Source organism: Microbacterium sp. NIBRBAC000506063 (genome assembly GCF_017968845.1).
GTDB lineage: Bacteria > Actinomycetota > Actinomycetes > Actinomycetales > Microbacteriaceae > Microbacterium.
Genome location: NZ_CP072876.1, coordinates 577,561 through 599,879 on the forward strand (window position 1 = coordinate 577,561; position 22,319 = coordinate 599,879).

General features: G+C 69.2%; 13 protein-coding genes and 7 pseudogenes. 6 read left to right on the top strand and 14 right to left on the bottom strand.

Translation table 11 applies throughout. From position 1 onward, the window contains the following. The first annotated feature begins 46 nt into the window (after nt 1–46). Entirely contained in the window at nt 47–649 is a 603-nt protein-coding gene (locus KAE78_RS03210) for a hypothetical protein (RefSeq protein WP_223171773.1), read from the top strand. Nucleotides 650–810: 161 nt separating this feature from the next. Here the strand turns inward: KAE78_RS03210 and rpoC are convergent. From rpoC to KAE78_RS03255, 10 genes and pseudogenes are all read right to left on the bottom strand, one after another. Further along, nucleotides 811–4,685: pseudogene (gene rpoC, locus KAE78_RS03215) on the bottom strand (DNA-directed RNA polymerase subunit beta'). A gap of 57 nt (nt 4,686–4,742) precedes the next feature. Next, nucleotides 4,743–8,237 (bottom strand): DNA-directed RNA polymerase subunit beta, encoded by a 3,495-nt coding sequence (locus tag KAE78_RS03220; RefSeq protein ID WP_223171774.1) that lies wholly within the window; start codon nt 8,235–8,237, stop codon nt 4,743–4,745. A 241-nt stretch (nt 8,238–8,478) separates the two neighbouring features. Next, nucleotides 8,479–10,134, bottom strand: a pseudogene (locus KAE78_RS03225) (ABC transporter ATP-binding protein). A 23-nt stretch (nt 10,135–10,157) separates the two neighbouring features. Next, nucleotides 10,158–11,038, bottom strand: a pseudogene (locus KAE78_RS03230) (ABC transporter permease). 111 nt (nt 11,039–11,149) lie between these two features. Then, on the bottom strand, nt 11,150–12,154 hold the full coding sequence (locus KAE78_RS03235) for an ABC transporter permease (protein ID WP_223171776.1): 1,005 nt from the start codon (nt 12,152–12,154) through the stop codon (nt 11,150–11,152). A gap of 72 nt (nt 12,155–12,226) precedes the next feature. Beyond that, on the bottom strand, nt 12,227–13,900 hold the full coding sequence (locus KAE78_RS03240; protein ID WP_223171778.1) for an ABC transporter substrate-binding protein: 1,674 nt from the start codon (nt 13,898–13,900) through the stop codon (nt 12,227–12,229). A gap of 151 nt (nt 13,901–14,051) precedes the next feature. Beyond that, nucleotides 14,052–14,425: pseudogene (locus tag KAE78_RS19300) on the bottom strand (hypothetical protein). A 59-nt stretch (nt 14,426–14,484) separates the two neighbouring features. Then, nucleotides 14,485–14,847, bottom strand: a pseudogene (locus tag KAE78_RS19305) (hypothetical protein); the annotation flags it as partial. Next, nucleotides 14,751–15,679, bottom strand: a pseudogene (locus KAE78_RS19310) (5-oxoprolinase subunit B family protein). The pseudogenes KAE78_RS19305 and KAE78_RS19310, both read right to left, overlap by 97 nt. Next, the gene (locus KAE78_RS03255) at nt 15,673–16,431 is read right to left on the bottom strand and encodes a 5-oxoprolinase subunit PxpA (RefSeq protein ID WP_223171781.1); all 759 of its coding nucleotides are present in this window, start codon (nt 16,429–16,431) and stop codon (nt 15,673–15,675) included. The pseudogene KAE78_RS19310 and the gene KAE78_RS03255 overlap by 7 nt, the downstream one beginning before the upstream one ends. Nucleotides 16,432–16,454: 23 nt before the next feature. Between KAE78_RS03255 and KAE78_RS03260 the strand changes: the two genes are divergently transcribed. From KAE78_RS03260 to KAE78_RS03270, 3 genes are all read left to right on the top strand, one after another. Continuing rightward, nucleotides 16,455–17,321: a spermidine synthase gene (locus tag KAE78_RS03260; protein ID WP_223171783.1), complete on the top strand. Its 867-nt coding sequence runs from the start codon at nt 16,455–16,457 to the stop codon at nt 17,319–17,321. Nucleotides 17,322–17,394: 73 nt separating this feature from the next. Then, nucleotides 17,395–17,946, top strand: a complete 552-nt coding sequence (locus KAE78_RS03265) for a hypothetical protein (RefSeq protein WP_223171784.1) — start codon at nt 17,395–17,397, stop codon at nt 17,944–17,946. Between the two features lie 9 nt (nt 17,947–17,955). Beyond that, complete coding sequence (locus KAE78_RS03270) at nt 17,956–18,444, top strand: SprT-like domain-containing protein (RefSeq protein WP_223171785.1); 489 nt, start codon at nt 17,956–17,958, stop codon at nt 18,442–18,444. A gap of 13 nt (nt 18,445–18,457) precedes the next feature. Here the strand turns inward: KAE78_RS03270 and KAE78_RS03275 are convergent, their stop codons facing one another. The 4 genes from KAE78_RS03275 to KAE78_RS03290 are packed head-to-tail and all read right to left on the bottom strand — an operon-like array spanning nt 18,458 to nt 21,600. Further along, on the bottom strand, nt 18,458–19,120 hold the full coding sequence (locus KAE78_RS03275) for a 2-phosphosulfolactate phosphatase (protein WP_223171786.1): 663 nt from the start codon (nt 19,118–19,120) through the stop codon (nt 18,458–18,460). 49 nt (nt 19,121–19,169) lie between these two features. Beyond that, complete coding sequence (locus tag KAE78_RS03280; RefSeq protein ID WP_223171787.1) at nt 19,170–19,322, bottom strand: hypothetical protein; 153 nt, start codon at nt 19,320–19,322, stop codon at nt 19,170–19,172. A 47-nt stretch (nt 19,323–19,369) separates the two neighbouring features. Further along, nucleotides 19,370–20,842 (bottom strand): FtsX-like permease family protein, encoded by a 1,473-nt coding sequence (locus KAE78_RS03285; RefSeq protein ID WP_411155978.1) that lies wholly within the window; start codon nt 20,840–20,842, stop codon nt 19,370–19,372. Then, the gene (locus KAE78_RS03290) at nt 20,839–21,600 is read right to left on the bottom strand and encodes an ABC transporter ATP-binding protein (RefSeq protein WP_223171788.1); all 762 of its coding nucleotides are present in this window, start codon (nt 21,598–21,600) and stop codon (nt 20,839–20,841) included. The genes KAE78_RS03285 and KAE78_RS03290 overlap by 4 nt, the downstream gene beginning before the upstream one ends. A gap of 135 nt (nt 21,601–21,735) precedes the next feature. Between KAE78_RS03290 and KAE78_RS03295 the strand changes: the two genes are divergently transcribed. Both KAE78_RS03295 and KAE78_RS19315 read left to right on the top strand, forming a co-directional pair. Continuing rightward, entirely contained in the window at nt 21,736–21,978 is a 243-nt protein-coding gene (locus tag KAE78_RS03295; protein ID WP_223171789.1) for a type II toxin-antitoxin system Phd/YefM family antitoxin, read from the top strand. Continuing rightward, nucleotides 21,979–22,242, top strand: a pseudogene (locus KAE78_RS19315) (type II toxin-antitoxin system VapC family toxin); the annotation flags it as partial. Nucleotides 22,243–22,319 lie beyond the last annotated feature (77 nt).

Sequence of the window (22,319 nt, forward strand, 5' to 3'; positions counted from 1 at the left end):
CGTGTGGCATACGCGCGGGTCCCGCCGCCGGGCTTAATGTGGGGGCATGGACACTCGGCTCAGGGCGACGGCGGCATGGGCGGCACTCGTCCTGGCCGGAGTCCTCGTCGGATGCGGCGGCACCGCGCCCGCGGAGAACACTGATCCCGCGCCTGACCCGGCCGGAACCGCCTCTCCCGAGGAGCCGGGAGCCGAACCGACCGCGGATCCCTCCGATCCCGTCGACGGGATCGCGCTGCCGACCGACTGCCGTGCGATCCTCTCCGAGGATGTGCTGGCGCAGCTGGAGGGCGTGCCCCTGAACCACGAGGCCTTCAGCGGCCAGACCGGCGTCCTCGACGACGGGAGCCTTCGCTGCATCTGGGCGAACCCGGCCGCCGACACGACGAGCCTCGCCACGGTCATCTCCCGCGTCGTGCGCGGCCCGGCCCTCGATCTCCTCAACGACCTCGCCGACGACGAGGGCTTCCTCTGCTACTCGCCCGACGAGGGCACCCGCTGCGAGAAGACCTGGGAGAACGAGGAGTACCCGGTCACCGACGGGCGGACGCTCTACTGGCGGGGCGGCATCCTCATCGACACGCAGTACTCGAACCTCGCACCGTCCGGCTACACGGCGAGCATCGTCGAGAGCATCTTCGGCGGCTGACGGCCCCTGCGGCATCCGGGTACGCGAACGGCCCCGAGGCGAGCCTCGGGGCCTTTACGTTGACTACCAGGAAGGTTTCGACTCGCTCGCGCTGCGCGCGGGCTCGCTCAACCTGAGTCGCAGTGGGCTCAACGCCGCGGGCGGCATTGAGCCCACTCGACTCAGTTGTAGGTACCCGGCGTGACGTCGTCGGTCGAGAAGGCGTCGAAGTCGGCGTAGCCGAAGTCGCCCTCCGCGTAGGCGCCGTCCGAGGCGAAGATGCGGTTGGGGTACCGCTCGCTCTTGGCCTCCTCGGTCGCCTCGACCGTGATGTTGCGGTACTTGCTCAGACCGGTACCGGCCGGGATGAGCTTACCGATGATGACGTTCTCCTTGAGGCCGACCAGCGGGTCGCGCTTGCCCTCCATGGCGGCCTGCGTGAGCACGCGGGTCGTCTCCTGGAAGGATGCGGCCGACAGCCACGACTCGGTCGCCAGCGAAGCCTTGGTGATACCCATGAGCTCCGGGCGGCCGGACGCCGGGCGCTTGCCCTCGGCGACGGACTCGCGGTTGATCTGCTGGTAGCGCTTGAGGTCCACCATCTCGCCGGGCAGCAGCGTCGTGTCGCCGTGGTCGACCACGGTGACCTTGCGCAGCATCTGGCGCACGATGACCTCGATGTGCTTGTCGTGGATCGGCACACCCTGCGAGCGGTACACGCCCTGCACGCCGCCGACGAGGTACTTCTGCACCTCGCGGGCACCCTGCACGCGCATGATCTCCTTGGGGTCGAGCGTGCCGACCTGGAGGGGCTGACCCACCGTGACGTGCTGGCCGTCCTCGACGAGGAGGGTCGCGCGCTTCAGGACCGGGTAGACCACCGGCTCGTCACCGCTGTCGGGCGTGAGGATGACCTTCTTGGACTTCTCGGTCTCGTCGATCGTGATGCGACCGTCGGCCTCGGCGATCGGGGACGCACCCTTGGGGGTACGCGCCTCGAAGAGCTCCTGCACGCGGGGCAGACCCTGCGTGATGTCGTCGGCCGTCGCCGAACCACCGGTGTGGAAGGTACGCATCGTCAGCTGGGTACCGGGCTCACCGATCGACTGCGCGGCGATGATGCCGACGGCCTCACCGATGTCGACGGTCTTGCCGGTCGCGAGCGAACGGCCGTAGCACTGGGCGCACACACCGACGGCGGAGTCGCAGGTGAGCACGGAGCGCACCTTGATGGTCTCCACACCCGCCTCGACGAGCTTGTCGATGAGCACGTCGCCCACGTCGTCGCCGGCGGCGGCGAGGACCTCGCCGGACTCGCTGACGACGTCGGAGGCGAGCGTACGGGCGAACACCGAGTTCTCGACGTTCGCGTCGCGCACGAGCGCGCCGGTCGAGTCGGGAGCGGCGATCGGCAGCTCGAGGCCCTTGGCCGTGCCGCAGTCCTCCTCGCGGATGATGACATCCTGCGAGACGTCCACCAGACGACGGGTCAGGTAACCCGAGTCGGCGGTGCGGAGAGCCGTGTCGGCCAGACCCTTACGCGTACCGTGCGTGGCGATGAAGTACTCCGCCACCGACAGCCCCTCGCGGTACGAGGAGGTGATCGGACGCGGGATGATCTCACCCTTCGGGTTGTTCACCAGACCACGCATACCCGTGATGTTACGGATCTGGTCCCAGTTACCACGGGCGCCCGAGGTCACCATGCGGTTGATGGTGTTGTCGGCCGGGAAGTGCTCGCGCATCGCGGCCTGCACCTCGTGGGTCGCCTTCGTCCAGATCTTGATGAGCTCCTGACGACGCTCGGCGTCGGTCGTGAGACCCTTCGCGTACTGCGCCTGGACCTTCGCGGCCAGCTTCTCGTGCTCGGCGACGATCGCCTTCTTCGTCGGCGGGGTCAGCATGTCGCTGAGGGCGACGGTCACACCGGAGCGCGTGGCCCAGTGGAAGCCGGCGTCCTTGATACGGTCCAGCGTCGCCGCCGTCTCGACCTTGGGGTACTCCTCGGCGAGCTTGTTGACGATCTGCGACAGCTTGCCCTTATCGGCCACGCCGCGCACGAAGGGGTAGCCCTTCGGCAGCGCCGCGTTGAAGATCGCCTGACCGAGCGAGGCGTCCACGAGACCGTGACGCTCGTACTCCTCGGGCGCTTCGCCCTCGAGGAAGGTCAGACCCGGGATGCGGATGCGGACCTTCGCCTGCAGGTCGAGGGTGCCCTCGTCCTTGGCGAGGATCGCCTCCGAGACCGAGCCGAACGCACGACCCTCACCGGTCGCCCCCTCCTTGACCGTGGTCAGGTGGTGGAGGCCGATGATCATGTCCTGCGAGGGCAGGGTGACCGGGCGGCCGTCCGAGGGCTTGAGGATGTTGTTCGAGGCGAGCATGAGCACGCGGGCCTCGGCCTGCGCCTCGACCGACAGCGGCAGGTGCACGGCCATCTGGTCACCGTCGAAGTCGGCGTTGAACGCCGTGCAGACGAGCGGGTGCAGCTGGATGGCCTTGCCCTCGACGAGCTGCGGCTCGAAGGCCTGGATGCCCAGGCGGTGCAGGGTGGGCGCACGGTTCAGCAGCACGGGGCGCTCGCGGATGATCTCCTCGAGCACGTCCCACACCTCGGGGCGGTGACGCTCGACGGAGCGCTTGGCGGCCTTGATGTTCTGCGAGTGACCGAGGTCGATCAGGCGCTTGATGACGAAGGGCTTGAACAGCTCCAGCGCCATCTGCTTCGGCAGACCACACTGGTGCAGCTGCAGCTGGGGACCGACGACGATGACCGAACGGCCCGAGTAGTCCACGCGCTTTCCGAGAAGGTTCTGACGGAAGCGGCCCTGCTTGCCCTTGAGCATGTCGCTGAGCGACTTCAGCGCGCGGTTGCCGGTGCCGGTGACCGGACGGCCGCGACGGCCGTTGTCGAACAGCGCGTCGACAGCCTCCTGCAGCATCCGCTTCTCGTTGTTGACGATGATCTCGGGGCGCCGAGGTCGATCAGACGACGAAGACGGTTGTTGCGGTTGATCACGCGACGGTACAGGTCGTTCAGGTCGGAGGTCGCGAAGCGGCCACCGTCGAGCTGGACCATCGGGCGCAGCTCCGGCGGGATCACCGGAACGACGTCGAGGACCATGGATGCCGGGCTCATGCCGGTCTCGAGGAACGAGCTGACGACCTTCAGGCGCTTGATCGCACGGATCTTGCGCTGACCCTTGCCCTCGGAGATCTGCAGACGGAGGTTCTCCGCCTCACCGGCGAGGTCGAAGGCGGCGAGGCGTCGCTGGATCGACTCGGCGCCCATGTAGGCCTCGAAGTACTGGCCGAAGCGGTCCTGCAGCTCGTGGAAGACGTCGTCCTCGGGGCGGAGCGCGCCGACCTCGAGGGTGCGGAAGTCCTCCCACACGCGCTCGAGCTTGGCGATCTGCTCGTCGGCGCCCTTGCGCACCTGAGCCATCTCCTTCTCGGCGGCGTCCTTGACCTTCTTCTTGGCGTCGGCCTTGGCGCCCTCGGCCTCCAGTGCCGCGAGCTCCTCCTCCAGCTTCGCCAGACGCTCGGCGATCTTCGCGTCACGACGGCTGCCGAGGGTGTCGATCTCCAGGCGGATGTTCTTCTCCTGGGTGGCGAGGTCGCGGTGACGCGCCTCCTCGTCGACCGAGATCACCATGTAGGCGGCGAAGTAGATGACCTTCTCGAGGTCCTTCGGCGCCATGTCGAGCAGGTAGCCCAGGCGCGAGGGCACGCCCTTGAAGTACCAGATGTGAGTGACGGGCGCGGCCAGCTCGATGTGGCCCATGCGCTCACGGCGGACGGAGCTCTTGGTGACCTCCACGCCGCAGCGCTCGCACACGATGCCCTTGAAGCGGACACGCTTGTACTTGCCGCAGGCACACTCCCAGTCGCGGCTGGGTCCGAAGATCTGCTCGCCGAAGAGGCCGTCCTTCTCGGGCTTGAGCGTGCGGTAGTTGATCGTCTCGGGCTTCTTGACCTCACCGTGCGACCAGCGCCGGATGTCGTCAGCGGTGGCCAGGCCGATGCGAAGCTCATCGAAAGTTGTTACGTCGAGCACTAGTTCTCCTGTGTCTCAAAAAGTTTGCGGGAGCCGGTCCCTGAGCTTGTCGAAGGGTTAGATCTCGTCGATCGACGCAGACTCGAAGCGGCTGGAGAGGTTGATGCCGAGCTCTTCCGCCGCGCGGTAGGCCTCGTCATCGGTGTCGCGGAGGTTGACCGCGGTGCCGTCGGCCGAGAGGACCTCGACGTTCAGGCAGAGCGACTGCATCTCCTTCATGAGCACCTTGAACGACTCGGGGATGCCGGGCTCCTGGATGTTCTCGCCCTTGACGATCGCCTCGTAGACCTTGACGCGGCCGAGGATGTCGTCGGACTTGATCGTGAGGAGCTCCTGCAGCGCGTAGGCGGCGCCGTAGGCCTCGAGGGCCCACACCTCCATCTCACCGAAGCGCTGACCACCGAACTGCGCCTTACCACCCAGCGGCTGCTGCGTGATCATCGAGTACGGGCCGGTCGAGCGCGCGTGGATCTTGTCGTCGACGAGGTGGTGGAGCTTGAGGATGTACATGTAGCCCACCGAGATCGGCGCCGGGAACGGCTCGCCGGAACGGCCGTCGAACAGCAGCGTCTTTCCACTGGAGTCGATGAGCCGGTCACCGTCGCGGGTCGGCAGTGTCGAGTCGAGGAGACCGGCGATCTCGTGCTCCTCGGCACCGTCGAACACCGGGGTGGCGACCTTCGTGCCGGGTGCGGCCTCGCGCAGTTCCTCCGCGAGACCTGCGGCCCACTCGGGGTTGCCCTCGACCTTCCAGCCCTGCTGGGCGATCCACCCGAGGTGGGTCTCCAGCACCTGACCGAAGTTCATGCGGCCGGGGATGCCGAGCGGGTTGAGGAGGATGTCGACGGGGGTGCCGTCGGCGAGGAAGGGCATGTCCTCCACGGGCAGGATCTTCGCGATGACACCCTTGTTGCCGTGGCGGCCGGCGAGCTTGTCGCCCTCGGTGATCTTGCGCTTCTGGGCGATGTAGACCACGACGCGGCGGTTGACGCCCGAGCCGAGCTCGTCGTCGCCGTCCTCGGCGTTGAACTCCTTGACAGCGATGATCGTGCCCTGCTCACCGTGGGGGACCTTCAGCGAGGTGTCGCGAACCTCACGGCTCTTCTCGTTGAAGATCGCACGGAGCAGGCGCTCCTCGGCTGAGAGCTCGGTCTCACCCTTGGGCGTGACCTTTCCGACGAGGATGTCACCGGGTCGGACCTCGGCGCCGATGCGGATGATGCCGCGCTCGTCGAGATCCTTCAGCAGCTCGGGGCTGACGTTGGGGAGGTCACGGGTGATCTCCTCCTTGCCGAGCTTCGTGTCGCGGGCGTCGACCTCGTACTCCTCGATGTGGATCGAGGAGAGGGTGTCGTCCTTGACCAGGTCCTGGCTGAGGATGATCGCGTCTTCGAAGTTGTGACCCTCCCAGGGCATGAACGCCACGAGGAGGTTCTTGCCCAGGGCCAGCTCGCCGTTCTCGGTCGCGGGGCCGTCGGCGATGACCTCGCCGGCCTCGATCCGCTCGCCCTCGCTGACGATGACGCGCTGGTTGTAGCTGGTGCCCTGGTTGGAGCGGTCGAACTTGCGCAGGAAGTACTCCTGCGTGCCGCCCTCGTCGAGCTGGATGACGACGCGGTCGGCCGACACCTCGGAGACGACACCGGCCTTGGCGGCGGTGACGACGTCACCGGCGTCGATGGCTGCGTAGCCCTCCATACCGGTTCCGACCAGGGGCGAGTCGCTGCGCAGCAGCGGCACGGCCTGGCGCTGCATGTTCGCGCCCATGAGTGCGCGCTGCGCGTCGTCGTGCTCGAGGAACGGCACGAGCGAGGTCGCCACCGACACCATCTGGCGCGGCGAGACGTCCATGTAGCCGATCTCGGTCGGAGCGAACAGGTCGACCTCGCCGCCCTTCTGGCGGGCCAGGACGCTGGCCTCGGCGAAGTGGCCGTCGGCCTTCAGCGGCGCGTTGGCCTGGGCGACGATGAAGTCGTCCTCCTCGGATGCCGTGAGGTAGTCGATCTGGTCGGTGACCTTGCCGTCGACCACGCGGCGGTACGGCGTCTCGATGAAGCCGAAGGAGTTGATGCGCGCGAAGGTCGCGAGCGAGCCGATCAGACCGATGTTCGGGCCTTCCGGCGTCTCGATCGGGCACATGCGGCCGTAGTGCGAGGGGTGGACGTCACGGACCTCGACGCCCGCGCGGTCGCGCGAGAGACCACCGGGGCCCAGCGCCGACAGGCGGCGCTTGTGGGTGAGGCCGGCCAGCGGGTTGTTCTGGTCCATGAACTGCGACAGCTGCGAGGTTCCGAAGAACTCCTTGATCGCGGCGACGACGGGGCGCACGTTGATCAGGGTCTGCGGGGTGATCGCCTCGATGTCCTGCGTGGTCATGCGCTCGCGGACCACGCGCTCCATGCGGGACAGACCCGTGCGGACCTGGTTCTGGATGAGCTCGCCGACCGCGCGGATACGACGGTTGCCGAAGTTGTCGATGTCGTCGACGGAGAGACGGATCTCGGCCTTCTTGCCGCCGCGGAGACCCTCGAAGGTCTCGTCGCCGCGGTGCAGGCGCACGAGGTACTTGATCGTGGCGACGATGTCGTCGACCGTCAGCACCGAGTCGGACAGCGGTGCGTCCAGACCCAGCTTCTGGTTGATCTTGTAACGGCCGACCTTGGCGAGGTCGTAGCGCTTCGGGTTGAAGTAGAAGTTGTCCAGGAGCGAGCGGGCGGCCTCGGCCGCGACCTGCTCACCCGGACGGAGCTTGCGGTAGATGTCGCGCAGCGCGTCTTCCTGAGTGAGGATCGTGTCCTTCTCCAGCGTCTCCTCGATCGAGGGGAAACCGGCGAACTCGGCGAGGATGTCCTCGCTGGTCAGGCCCAGGGCCTTCATGAACACGGTGACGGACTGCTTGCGCTTGCGGTCGATGCGGACGCCGACCTGGTCGCGCTTGTCGACCTCGAACTCGAGCCAGGCGCCGCGGCTGGGGATGACCCGGGCCGAGACGATGTCCTTGTCGCTGGTCTTGTCGGGGGTCTTGTCGAAGTAGACGCCCGGGGAGCGGACCAGCTGCGAGACGACGACGCGCTCGGTGCCGTTGATGATGAACGTGCCCTTGTCGGTCTGGAGCGGGAAGTCGCCCATGAAGACCGTCTGGGTCTTGATCTCACCGGTGGTGTGGTTCATGAACTCGGCCTCGACGTACAGCGGGGCGGCGTAGGTCTTGCCGCGCTCCTTGCACTCGTCGATCGAGTACTTCTCCGGCTCGAGGTAGGGGTTCGTGAACGACAGCTGCATCGTCTCGGCGAGGTCTTCGATCGGGGAGATCTCCTCGAAGATCTCCTCGAGTCCGCTGACCTCGGCGACGTCCTTGCGGCCGGCCTTCTTGGCCTCGGCGACGCGCGCCTTCCAGGCCTCGCTGCCGATGAGCCAGTCGAAGGACTCGGTCTGCAGCGCGAGAAGGTCGGGGACCGTCAGCGTGTCGGAGATTTTGGCGAACGAAAGACGGGAAGCTCCGCGTCCGTTCTTGGTGGTGGTGGGTGTGGATGCGTTGCGAGCAGCAGCCAAGGGAATAACCTCCGTGAGCCCCGCGGGGCTTCTAGATTCCTTTGTCGTCAGGTGGAGTGCGCCACCGGCTTCCCATGTCTGGATGGTGCGCGCCGCTTTTCACGCGGGGCGCGCAGACAGCATGCCGACCACCATATGAGGGCAGGGGGAAATGCAGGAGCGCAAAGACCCACTATACGCACAATCTGGCGACATGTCCAGCGGGGTTCTTGACGTTCCCTCGAACCTGCGGTAAAAGCCGTCAGGAGGCGATGCCGAGCTCGTTCCCGGGGATCGACGACAGCAGCCGGCGAGTGTAGGGATCGCGCGGATTCGTGAAGATCTCCTCGCTCGACGCGGCCTCCACGAGGGCGCCGTCCTTCATCACGCACACATAGTCGCTGATCAGGCGGACGACCGCGAGGTCGTGCGAGATGAACAGGTAGCTCAGCCCGTACTCCTTCTGCAGGTCGCCCAGGAGCCGGAGGATCTGATCCTGCACGAGCACGTCCAGCGCCGACACCGGCTCGTCGCAGACGACCAGGTCCGGCGACAGGGCCAGCGCCCGGGCGATCGCGACGCGCTGGCGCTGCCCGCCGGAGAGCTCCGAGGGGTACCGCCGCAGCATCGACTGCGGAAGAGCCACATCGTCCAGGAGCTGCCGCACGCGCGCGCGCCGCTCGGAGGCGCTGCCGCGCCGGTAGAACTCCAAGGGCTCGGCGATCAGCCGCTCGATCGTGAACATCGGGTTCAGGCTCGAGTACGGGTCCTGGAAGATCGGCTGCACCCGCTGACGGAAGCGTCGGGTCTCCGCGCGGTCGAGCGAGGAGATGTCCTTGCCCTCGTAGCGGATGCTGCCGCTGGTGGGCTCGATGACCTTGAGCAGCATGCGCGCCGTGGTGGTCTTGCCCGACCCGACTCCCCACGATCGCGACGGTCTGCCCGCGCGGGATCTGCAGCGACACGTCGTCGACGGCGACGAAGTCGTCTCCGCGTCCGCGGACCGGGTAGACCTTGGTGAGGTTCTCGATCTCGACGATGTTGTCGACGGTGTCGGATGCGGCATCCGACCCCTCCTCGGAGCGCGACGCGGCATAGGCCGCGGGCTGCAGGCGGGCGGCCGCCACCGAGGGCGCCGCCTTGACGAGCGCCTGCGTGTACGGGTGCTGGGGGTCGTCGAGGATCTGCCGGGCCGGCCCCTGCTCGACGACCCTGCCCCGGTGCATGACGACGACGCGTTCGGCGCGCTCGGCGGCGAGGCCGAGGTCGTGCGTGATGAGCAGCACGGCCGTGCCGAGCTCGCGCGTCATCGACCCGAGCTGGTCGAGGATCGTCTGCTGCACCGTCACGTCGAGCGCGCTCGTGGGCTCGTCGGCGATGAGCAGGCGCGGCTTGCAGGCCAGACCGATCGCGATGAGCGCGCGCTGGCGCAGGCCGCCGGAGAGCTCGTGCGGGTACTGCTTGGCGCGACGCGCCGGATCCGGGAGTCCTGCGGCGCTGAGCGCCTCGAGCACCTTCGCGCCGACGTCCTTGCGGGTGGCCAGACCGTGCGCGAGAAGGGCCTCGGCGACCTGCGTGCCGATCTTCGCGACCGGATTCAGGTTGGACATCGGGTCCTGCGGGACGAGGCCGATGTCGCGACCGCGGATGTCGACCATCTCCCGCTCGGATGCCGCGACGATGTCCCGGCCGTCGAGTTCGATGCTGCCGCCCGAGATCCGTCCGCCCGAGGCGAGCAGGCGGATGACCGCCATGGCGGTGGTCGACTTCCCCGACCCGACTCGCCGACGATCGCGACCGTCTCCCCGGCCGAGATCTCCAGGTCGACGCCCTCGACCGCATGGACGACGCCGTCGATCGTGGTGAAGTCCACCGCGAGGTCCTTGACCGAGAGCAGGGGCCCTGGCGTGGTGCTCATGTCCGTGTCCTTGTCTGCCGTGCTCATCGTGCCCTCGTCCGCGGATCCATCGCCTCGCGCAGCGCCTCACCGAAGAGGGTGAAGCCGAGCGCCGTGACGGCGATGCAGATGCCCGGCAGGAACGCCAGCCAGGGCGCGATCGCGAGTTCGGCCTGCGCGTAGGTGAGCATGCGCCCCACTCGGCCGTCTCGGGGCGTCCGCCGCCGAGGCCGAGGAACGACAGTGCGGCGGCGTCGATGACGGCGGTCGCGAGCGTCAGGGTCGCCTGCACGATCACGGGCCCGATCGCGTTGGGCAGCACATGCGACATCGTGATGCGTCCGCGGCCCAGGCCCAGGGTCTGCGCCGACAGCACGTAGTCGCTCGATCGCTGCTGCAGCATCGACGCGCGCAGCAGTCGCGCGAAGATCGGCACCTGTGAGGCCCCGATCGCGATCATGACCGCGTAGGGAGTCTGTCCGAGGATCGCCGCGATCGAGACCGCCAGCAGCAGGTTCGGCACCGAGAGGATGATGTCGACGATGCGCATGATGAGCGAGTCGACCCACCCGCCGAAGGTCCCTGCGATGAGCCCGAGCAGCATGCCGCCGACCAGGCCCAGGAGCGTGGAGACCACACCGACGAGCAGCGAGGCGCGCGCGCCCCAGATGAGCTTGGAGAGCACATCGCCGCCGAAGCGGTCCAGGCCCAGCGGGAACTCGGGGATCTCGCCCGGGCCGGGGATGTGCGTCGGGGTGATGTAGCGGGCGCCCGGGAGCGCCGTCTCGGCATAGGGCGCCAGGATCGGGGCGAGGATCGCGACGATCACGAAGGAGACGACGATGCCGCCGCCGAGCCAGACCGTGGGGTTGCGGCGCAGACGCCGGAGGACATCGTGCCAGAAGCCGCCGCTGCTGTCCTTCAGGTCGGCGCCGGCGACCGCGACGGTGTCGACGATCTCTCCGCCCTGCGCGGGGGAAGGGAAACGCTCATCGGCTGCTCACCTCCGTGGTGTGCGTTCTGTCTCGGATGACCATCACTGCACCCGCACTCTCGGATCGATGAAGCTGTAGGAGACGTCCACGGCCAGGTTGATGAGCGCGTAGGCGATCGCGATGAAGATGATGAAGCCCTGCAGCACGGGGAAGTCCCGCACGAAGATCGATGTCGCCAGGAACGAGCCCACTCCGGGGAAGGCGAACACGGTCTCGGTCAGCACCGCGCCCGAGATGAGCAGACCCGTCTGCAGGCCGATGACCGTCACGACCGGGAGCATCGCGTTGCGCAGGATGAAACGCTGGCGAAGCGTTCCCGTCGCCACGCCCTTCGCGCGCCCGGTGCGCACGTAGTCGGCGTTCTGCACCTCGAGCACGCTCGCACGCGTGATGCGCACGATGATCGCGAGCGGGATCGTGCCCAGGGCCAGCGCGGGCAGGATCAGGTGCAGGATCGCATCCCAGGCGGCATCGAACTCGCCCGTGAGGATGCCGTCCAGGACGTAGAAGCCCGTCGGATGGGTCGCATCCATCCGTGGACTCTGCCTGCCGTCGGAGGGCAGCCACCCCAGCTCCACCGCGAAGATGTACTTCAGGATGAAGGCGAGGAAGAACACCGGGATCGTGATGCCGACCAGGCTCAGCACGACCGCCGTGTGATCGGTCCACTTGCCGTGGCGGCGCGCGGCCCAGTACCCCAGCGGGACGCCGATGCCGATCGCGATGATGAGGGCGAGCACCGAGAGCTCGATCGTGGCGGGGAAACGCCGGAGGAACTCCTCGGTGACGGGCCGGCCCGTGCGGATCGACGTGCCGAAGTCTCCCTGGAGAAGGCGTCCGATCCAGATGAAGTATTGCTGGATGAGAGGCTGATCGAAGCCGTAGAGCTCGTTGACCCGCGCGATCGCCTCCGGCGTGGCACGCTCGCCGAGGAGGGCCACCGCGGGACCGCCCGGAAGCGCCCGCACCCATGCGAAGAGCAGGATGCTGAGTCCGAACAGCGTGGGAACGAGAAGCAGCAGCCTCTTGCCGATTGTGCGCAGCACAGATGTCTCCCAGTCGTCATCCCGGTCGGTGAGGCGTGAGCCTCACCGGCCGGGAATCAGGCGATATGTTGCTTACTCGCTCAGGACGATCTCGTTGTAGACCTCGTCGTTGACCGGGCTGGCCGGGTAGTGCGTCACGCGCTCGGCGAACGCCAGCGTCGGCGCCGGGTGAGCGATCGGCACACCGGGGATGAAGTCCGCGACCAGCGCGTTGATCTCCTCGTACAGCGCCGTCTGCTCGTCCAGGCTCGGCACGCCGCGGGCGTGCTGCAGCTTGCTGAACAGCTCGGAGTTGTCGAAGCCCCACTCCAGGCTCTGCTGACCGAAGAAGACACCGACGAAGTTGTCGGAGTCGTTGTAGTCACCGGTCCATCCGAGCAGGTGGATGCCGTGGTCCGTGGTGCTCGTGGTGATGTTGAGGTAGTCGCCCCACTCGTTGGTGATCGGGTTGACCTCGATGCCCGCCTCACTCAGCTGGCTTGCCAGCACCGTGAAGATCTGCTCCGGGGTGGGCATGTAGGGACGCGACACGTTCACCGGGTAGTTGAAGTCGAGCGTCAGCGGGTTCGACTCGTCGTAGCCGGCCTCCGCCAGCAGCGACTTGGCCTTCTCGAGGTCGTACTCGAAGACGGTGACGTCGTCGTTGTAGCCGTTGACCACCGGCGGCATGAACTGCGATGCCTTCTGCGTGCCCTCGGGCAGCACCTGGTTGATCAGGGCGTCCTTGTCGATGGCGTGCGAGATGGCCTGGCGCACCTTGATGTCCTGCAGCGCCTCGACGTCCTGGTTGAAGGCGAGGTAGAGGATCGTGAAGGGCGGGCGCGAGACCATGTTGTATCCGGCGTCGGCGAGGGCCTGGGTGTCGGCGGGGCCGACGAGGTCGTAGCCGTCGATGCTGCCGGCCTCCAGCGCCTGACGGCGGGCGGTCGGGTCGTCGATCACCCGGAAGATGATCTCGGTGACATCGCCCTGCTCGCCCCAGTAGCCGTCGTAGGCCTTGAGCGTCAGCTGCTCGCCCGGCGCCCAGGAGTCGAACACGAACGGTCCGGTGCCGGTCGGGTGACCGGTCGAGTATGCGGGCCACGACGGGTTGTCGGCGGCGCCGCCCACGGCGTCGGCCTCGTACTCCTGCAGCGCGGTCGGGCTCTGCATGGAGAACGCCGGCAGCGAGAGCGAGGCGATGAAGCCGGCGAAGGGCTTGTTCAGCTCGACGGTGACCTCGTGGTCACCGGCCGGCGTGCACGACTTGTACACGGCGTTGTCCGGGTCATCCGAGTACGCCTGGTAGAGCTTGCCGTAGTAGTACGCGAAGGTCGGGCTCTGCGCCATGCCCTCCCAGTTGTACCAGCGCTCGAAGTTGTAGCAGACGGCCTCAGCGTTGAAATCGGTGCCGTCGTGGAAGGTCACGTCCTGCTTGAGGGTGAAGGTGTGAGTCATGCCATCGGCGCTGGAGTCCCAGGACTCGGCGAGCAGCGGCGCCGGGTCGGCGGTGCCGGGCTCGACGCCGATGAGGCCCTCGAAGATGTTCCGGGCGACGCGGAACGACTCGCCGTCCTGTGCGAAGGCCGGGTCGAGGGTGGTCGGGTCGCTGGACGCGGCGAAGACGAAGGTGCCGTCGACGTCGCCGCCGGCCGTTCCACCGTCCGGATCGCGCTCGCTGGCGACACAGCCGGAGAGGAGCACTGCGCCGGCGGTGACGGCGACGAGGCCGATCAACCCGCGCCGGCGGGTTCGATTGCGATGCATATGTGATGCCTTCCTGAGAATGCGCGACAGTTCGCCTGGTAGGCCCGCCTTCGCGCGTCACGGTGACCAGTTGAACGTACCCATGTCACACAAGGAAACAAAGCGGCGGCGGGTTGCAATCCGATAACCGTCGCCACGTGGTACGCGTCACTCAGCCGAGCGGCCGGGCGTGTCGGAACCGGATGCGGGTGCCCGGACGCGCCTGCGCGAGCAGATCGCGGTGTCCCTCGGCAACGACGGCGATCACGGGGTATCCGCCGGTGACCGGGCCATCTGCACCGAGGATCACCGGCCGGCCGCTCGGGGGACCTGGAGGGATCCCAGCAGCATCCCCTCGCTCGGCAGCTCCTCGCCGCGGAAGCGGGGAAGCTCCGGACCGTCAAGGCGCATGCCGACACGGTCGGACTGGTTCGAGACGGTCCACTCTGCGTCGAAAAGAGCGTCGGATGCCGCGGGTGTGAACCAGTCGGCCCGGGGCCCGGGGCGAGGTCGATGTCGAGCACGCCGTCTTCGGGAGCACCCCACGGCATGTATGCCAAAGACGGCATATCCGCCGCCGGCGCTTCACCCACGACGAGCGCGTCGCCCGCGGAGAGCGGTGCGGGGCCGAGTCCGGCCAGCAGATCGGTGGAGCGCGAGCCCAGCACCGCGGGGCCGTCGACACCGCCGCGCACGCCGAGGTAGGCACGGGCGCCGTGCGCGAACCAGTCCAGGTGCAGTTCGGACCCGGCCCGCCACGGCTGGGCCTGGTAGGGGTCGATCTCCGCGCCGTCGAGTCGGATGCCGCCCCACGCCCCGGTCACCGCGAACCACAGGTCGCGTTCGGCGACAGCCCGCAGTCCGCCCATCGTCACCTCGATCGCGGCGGCGTCCTCGGGGTTGCCGAGGAGGCGGTTCGCCGTGCGGAGGGCGCTGCGGTCGAGGGCGCCGGAGGGCGCGACGCCCAGGGAGGCGCGCCCGGGGCGTCCCAGGTCCTGGACGGTGGCGAGGAGGCCCGGCTCGACGATCCGGATGGCTGCGCCGCGCCCATGCGCTCCGCCCCTTCCGGTCGTTGAGCGAGGCCGGGCGGAGCCCGACCGAGACGAAACGCGGTGAGATTCCCACGAGAGGTCGCCACGTTTCGACTCGTCTTCGTCTCGCTCAACGACCGGAGGCGGGGCGACCGGTGACACCCCTTCACGGAATCGCACGCGCGTGCCGGGGCGAGAAGGGCAGGATCCGCGGCATCCGGATCGAACAGCGCGGCGCCCGTCGTCCCGATGAGCTGCCACCCGCCCGGCGTCTCGCGGGGTAGGCGCCGCTGAACTCCCCCGCCAGCCCCACCGAGCCCGCGGGCACACGCGTGCGCGGGCTCTCGCGGCGGGGCACGTCGAACCGCCACTCCGCGCTCACGAGATACCCGAAGCCGGGGGCGAACCCGGTGAAGGCGACCGTCCACTCCGCCTCGCGATGCGCGGCCACGAGCGCCTCCACGGAGATGCCCAGCAACGCGGCGGTGTCTTCGAGATCGGGGCCGTCGTAGACGATGTCGATCTCGACGGCGGCCGGTTCGGCATCCGATCGCCTCGCGGCATCCGGGCCGTCCGCGAGGTGCGCCCGCACCTGCGCGGCCGTGATCCGCGCCGGATCGAAGGTGACCAGCACCGTACGGGCCGCGGGGACGAGGTCGATCACGCCGTCGGGAACGGATGCCGCCAGCCGCCCGTGCAGCGCCAGCACCTCCTCGAGGGAGGCGACCTCCGCCAGGAGCGCCGTCTGCCCGAAGGGCAGGATCACCATGGCGCGACGACCTTGATCGCGGCCGCGTCGAGCGCGGCACGGACCGCCCGGGCCATCGCGACGGCGCCCGGCGAGTCGCCGTGCACGCAGAGGGAGACGGCGTCGGTGCGCAGGAGCGTCCCGTCGACGGCCTCGACCACGCCCTCGGTGGCCAGGCGCACGGCGCGGCCGGCGACGGCATCCGCATCGTGGAGGAGCGCGCCGGGCTCGCCGCGCGGGACGAGGGCTCCGGTGGGGAGGTATCCGCGGTCGAGGAACGCCTCCCGGAAGAAGGGCAGCTCGAAGCGCGCGGCGGCATCGGTGATGCGGCCGTCCATGCCGAGCACGGGCAGGGCGCGGCCGATCCGGCCGGAGATCTCGGCGACGGCCTCGGCGACCGCATCCGCCGCCTCCGCATCGGCGATGACCCGGTGGTACAGGGCGCCGTGCGGCTTGACGTAGCCGAGCTCGGCGCCGAGGGACACGAGCTGCTCGAGCTGGTCGGCGACCTGATCCCGCAGCACGTCGGGGGCCACGGCGAGCGCGACCCGGCCGAAGCCGTCGGGATCGGCGAAGGCGGGATGCGCACCGATCGCGACCCCGTGCCGCAGGGCGCGGTCGATCGCCTCGCGCATCGACTCCTCGTCGCCGGCGTGGCCGCCGCAGGCGATGCTCGCGCTGGAGATGACGGCGAACATGGCCTCGTCGTCGGCCGTGGGGACGCCGGCGACCGTCTCACCGAGATCGGCGTTGAGGTCGATGATCGCGTCCATGTGTCCACGGTAGCGTTGCAGGCATGGGCAGAGAACGCCGCGGGGAATCGGGATCGATCGTCGCCGAACTCGACCACGGCGGCCGCGCCCACATTGTGCGCTCGCTCTTCACGAGCGGATACGAGCTCGTCATCGGCGGCACCCCGCAGTCGCATGTCGACCTCGACGACCCCGCCCACCTGCACTTCGAGTACATCGTGCGGATGGGCGCCGTGATCGACCAGCTGCGGGAGCCAGGCGAAGCGCTGACGGCCGTGCACCTGGGCGCCGGCGCCCTCACGATCCCCCGGTATATCGAAGCGACCAGGCCCGGCTCGCGACAGCAGGTCATCGAGCTGGAGGCCCCGCTCGTGCAGCTCGTGCGCGAGCACCTGCCGCTCCCCCGCGGCGCCTCGATCCGCATCCGCATCGGCGACGCGCGCGAGGGCGTGCGCAAGCTCCCGGGCGGGCTCCGCGGTACCTGTGACCTCGTCGTCTCGGACGTCTTCTCCGGTGCCCAGACCCCCGCGCACCTGACGAGCGCGGAGTTCTACCGCGAGCTCACCGGCCTCCTCGCGCCGGGAGGAGTGCTGCTCGTCAACGTCGCCGACGGACCGGGCCTGGCCTTCGCACGGCGTCAGGTCGCCACCGTCCAGGCGGTGCTGCCGCACCTGGCGATCCTCGCCGACGCCCAAGTGCTCAAGGGGCGCCGGTTCGGGAACCTGGTGCTGGCGGCATCCGATTCCCCCCTCCCGACGACCTGGCTGCCGCGCCTGCTGGCCGCCGGACCCCACCCAGCCAAGATCGCCCAGGATGCCGAGGTCGCCGCCTTCGCGCGCGGTGCCGCGATCGTGTCGGATGCCGATGCCGTGCCGTCTCCGCGTCCAGACGACTCGGTGTTCCTGCGCTGAGCGCGTGCCTCCGCGGCCCCGGCGAAAGTCGAGGCACACTGGAAGACGGGGCGGGGCTGTGCAGGAGGCGACCATGAACTTCATCAAGGGCTACGACCCGGAGACGCTGCGGGAGGTCGTCGACCCCTCGCAGTGCCGTGAACGCCTCGAGGAGATCGAGGAGCAGCGGAGCCTGCCGGCACTGCTCGAGCGCGTCTGGCTGCTGAAGATGCTGGACCGCCTCGAGGAGGCGCGGGCGCTGTCGGAGGAGTCGGTGCGCGTCGCGCGCATGGCCGGAACCCGCAAGGACCTCCTGCGGGCCCGGGTCCTGCACGCCACGGTCCTCCAGCATCAGGGCGCGCACGAGGCCGCCGCCCAGGAGCTCGACGCCTGCGCGACCGAGGCCGAAGGGAAGGGCTGGGCGAACCTCGCGGCCTTCGCCTGCCAGCACCAGGGAAGGAACCTCTACGACGCGGGCGACTTCGAGGCGGCCCGCGAGGCGTTCAAGCGCTCGCTGTTCCTGCGTCATGGCGCCGGTGCCGAGGACCGCCGCATCGAGACGGCGCTGCTCGCGATCGATGCGGCAGAGCGCAGGCGGGACCTCGAGCCGGTGGCGCCCGGCGCGAGTGTCGGCGGCGCCGTCTAATCTGAGGGCATGGCGGATCTCGAACGTGTGCGTGTCTGGGCCGACGCGCTGATCCAACTGCATCTCGACGACTCCTGGTCGTTCGGATTCGACAACGCCAAGCGCCGCGCCGGCCAGTGCGACTACACACGCAAGCGCATCACCGTCTCCCGGTATCTCGCGGCGCGGTTCGACGACGACGAGATCCACCAGACGCTGCTGCACGAAGTCGCCCACGCCCTCGCCGGGCACAAGGCCGCCCACGGTCCGGCGTGGAAGCGCATCGCCCGCGAGCTCGGTTACGTCGGCGGCACGACGCACCAGGGCGAGACCGCCGTCGAGCTCGCACCCTGGGTGGGGCACTGTCCCGCCGGCCACATCACCTACCGGCACCGCCGCCCCACGCGACCCACCTCCTGCGCGAAGTGCTCGCGCACCTTCGACGCGCGCTATCAGTTCCGCTGGACCAAGCGCGAGATCACGCCGGCGACCCGCCTGGCGGCGCAGATGCCGCGCTGAGAGCGGGTCGGGCTCAGCCGAACGGCACGAAGGCGCCGTCGCGGAGCACGGGCACCACCGTGCTGTCGTCGATGGCGGCCGCCTCGCGCACGGTCACGGGGACGATCCCGGATGCCGCGAGCTGCCCCTCGACGGGGTCGCGCTCGCCCAGCTCCCGCCCGGACCCGGACGCCGACAGCAGGTGCCGCACCGCCCGGCGCAGCGCCCGGAACGACTCCGCCGCCGAGACCGCCTCGGGCGAAGAGTGGTCGATGCCGACATCGCTCAGCGCGGCGATGACGGCGCCCACACCGAGCTGGTCCTCGACGGCGAAGCGGAGCGCGCCCTCGGGGGTGCGCTCGCCCGCGGCGATCACCGTGACGGAGGTGCGCTGCTGGCGCTCGTCCTGGACGCGCAGCACGGCCTCGGCGACGGCGGTCGCATTGCGCAGGGCTCCGGCGAGAACGACGACGCCGGAGTCGGATGCCGCGGCATCCGCCACCGCCGCCCCGTTGATCGACCACGCGCGCGCGACCTCGAGGGTGACGGGCGCAGCCTCGACCGCGCCGACCAGGGTCGAGGAGAAGCGCAGCACATCGACGACGATCACAACATCGGCCGGGGCGAGGCGCGCGAGGCCCTCGACGCCCCACTCGAGACGGACCTGGTAAGTGGACTGGTCGAAAGGAGTGCTCACTCGACCAGCCTATTGCGCGCGCCCTCGCCCGTTACGCGGCATCCGCCCCCTACCCGGCATCCCCCACCGGGCATCCCCCACCGGCCGGCATCCGGCATCCGGCATCCGGCATCCGGCATCCGGCATCCGGATGTCGGAGAATTCGCCGGATGTCGGGCGAACCGGCGGTGTGTCTCCCGACATCCGTCGTTTCTCCCGACATCCGTGGGCCGGTCTCACTCCGGAGCCCGTCTCACCCCGGGGCCCGCCTCACTCCGCTGCGAGCGCCTCGACCGGCGCGACCCGCGTCGCCAGGCGCGTGGGCGCCACCGCCGCGACGACCGTCAGCACGGCCGCGGCGACGACGATCGCCGTCACCGGGAGCCACGGGACATAGGGTGCGACGAGCCCGGCCGGCCCGACGTGGTCGTAGATCGTCACCGAACCGAGCAGCGACTGCGCCGCGATCCACCCGTAGGCGACGCCGAGCACGAGCCCGGTCACGGTCGCGGTGACGGTCACATGCAGGGCCTCCAGCAGCACCAGCTGCCGCACCTGCCGGTTCGACAGTCCGATCGCGCGCAGGAGCCCCAGCTCACGCCGGCGCTGGACGACACCGATCGTGAGGAGGTTGACCAGGCCGACCGCGGCGATGACCGCGCAGATGGCGACGAGCACCATCATGACGGTCGCGAAGCTGTCGAGCACGAACTCGAACTGGGGGTCGAGAACCCCGCCGGAGGCGGCGACCATGAGCGCCTTCGACGACTCCAGCGCCACCGCGAACATCGTCACGAGCGTGATGCCCATCACCACGCCGATGGCCATGCGGCTGGAGCGCTCGGGGTAGCGCAGCGCGTTCTGCGCCGCCAGTCGCGCCGTCGCCCCGCCCCCGAAGAAGCGGCCGACCAGCCGCAGCACGGGTGGCATGACGAAGGTCGCACCGACGGCGAGCCCGGTGAACGACAGGATGCCGCCGAAGAAGGCGATGACGACGCCCAGCGGCGAGACGAGCCCGACGAGCACCCCGAACACCAACAGCGCGATACCCAGGATCAACAGGATGAGGGCACCCGTGTTCCGGGCGGGCCGGGAGGCGACCTCCTCGCGCGAGCGGTCGACCGATCCGCCGATCGCCTCGAGCGGGGTCACGGTGAGAACGCGACGAGACCCCGCGTAGGCCGCGGCCCACGTCGTCAGCGCCACGCCCACCGCCGGCAGCAGCACGAGAGCGCTGCCCGCCGAGGCGTCCTCGGGCGCACCCGGCAGCAGCCGGTCGGCGAGCGCGAGCCCCGCGGCGGTGAGCACCAGGCCCGCGACCACGCCGAGCACGGCCCCGATCACGCCGATCAGCAGTCCCTGACGGGCGACCTCCGCCCGCTGCGAGCGCGCCGAGGCGCCGATGAGCCGCATCAGGGCGATCCGGCGGGTGCGCCCGGCGACGATGGTCGAGAAGGTGTTGGCGGTGACGATCGCGGCGACGTACATCGCAACCGCCGTGAGCAGCACCGTGAGGATGGCGGTGACGACCGCGAGCGTCTCGCTGTCGCCGATGTAGGGGTCGGATGCCAGCAGCCGCCCGATGTACGAGGTCGCCTCCACCAGCACGGCGCCGAAGGCCGCGGTGATCGCGGCGACGAGGATGCTCGCGCCCATGCCGCGCTCGCGGAGCCAGGCGAGCGCCGGCATCCGATCGCGTTGCGGGAAGGACAGGGGCGCCTGCGCGAGGGCGGGGGCGCTCATGCCGACACCGCCGCGTCGAGCATGTGCGCCGAGATCTCCTCGGCGGAAAGGCCCGGGTGGTCGGCGACGATCCGGCCGTCGCCGAGGAACAGCACCCGGTCGGCGTGGCTGGCGGCGATCGGGTCGTGGGTGACCATCGCGATCGACTGGCCCTGTTCGCGGCTGGCCCGGGCGAGCAGGGAGAGCACCTCGCGTCCGCTTGCCGAATCGAGGTTGCCGGTCGGCTCGTCGGCGAAGACGAGATCGGGGCCGGTCGCCAGGGCGCGGGCGATCGCGACGCGCTGCTGCTGGCCGCCCGACAGCTCGTGCGGGCGGTGGCGCAGCCGTGTGGCGAGGCCCAGCGTCTCCACGAGCCCCTCGATCCGTGCGCGTTCGATCGCCGTGGGCTGCCGCCCGTCGAGCTCGAAGGGCAGGAGGATGTTGCCGAGGGCGTCGAGCGTCGGCACGAGGTTGAACGCCTGGAAGACGAAGCCGACCCGCCGGCGGCGCAGGACGGTCAGCTCGAGGTCGCTCAGACCGGTGATCTCGGTGTCGCCGATCCAGGCGCGCCCCTCGGTCGGGCCGTCGAGCCCGGCCATGACGTGCATGAGCGTGGACTTCCCCGAGCCCGAGGGTCCCATGATGGCGGTGAACTGGCCGCGCCGGATGCCGACGCTGACCCCGTCGAGGGCGTGGACGGCGCTCTGGCCCGTGCCGTAGGTCTTGGTGAGGTGCTGGACTCGCGCGGCGAGCCCCAGGTCCGTTGTCGTGATCTCCATGTCTACGACGCTACGAACCGTCCCCCTCGCTCCGCGTCGCCCTCAGGTCGATTCCGCGTACATCGCAGGGATGATCCATGCCGAGGAGACCGACCTGATAGACTAAGTTCATCTAGTTTAGTCAAGGAGACCATAATGTCCATCGTCAACATTCACGAGGCGAAGACACATCTGTCCCGACTGATCGACGCGGTTGCACGGGGCGAGACCATCACGATAGCGAAGGCCGGGACGCCTGTCGCCAAGCTGACAAGAGTCGACTCCCCCGCGACGCACAAGCGGATCGGGTTCCTCGAGGGACGCGCCCACGTCCCCGACGACTTCGACACCATCGCGGAGGCGGAGATCGCCGATCTGTTCGAGGGCGGGGCCGACTGAATGCGCCTGCTGTTGGACACGCACATCCTGCTCTGGGCTGCCTATTCCTCGCGTCGCCTGTCCAGTGTCGCCGCAGAGCTCCTCTCGGACGAATCGAACGACCTCCGATTCAGCGCCGCGAGCATCTGGGAGGTGGCGATCAAGGCTGCTCAGGGTCGCACGGACTTCGACGCCGATGCGCATGTGCTCAGGCGCGAGCTTCTCGAGAACGGATACCAGGAGCTCGCCGTGACCGGCGCGCACGCTGCTGCCGTCGCCGATCTGCCACCGATCCATCGCGATCCCTTCGACAGGATCCTTGTCGCACAAGCGCGCACCGAGGGATCGTGCTCCTCACCGCC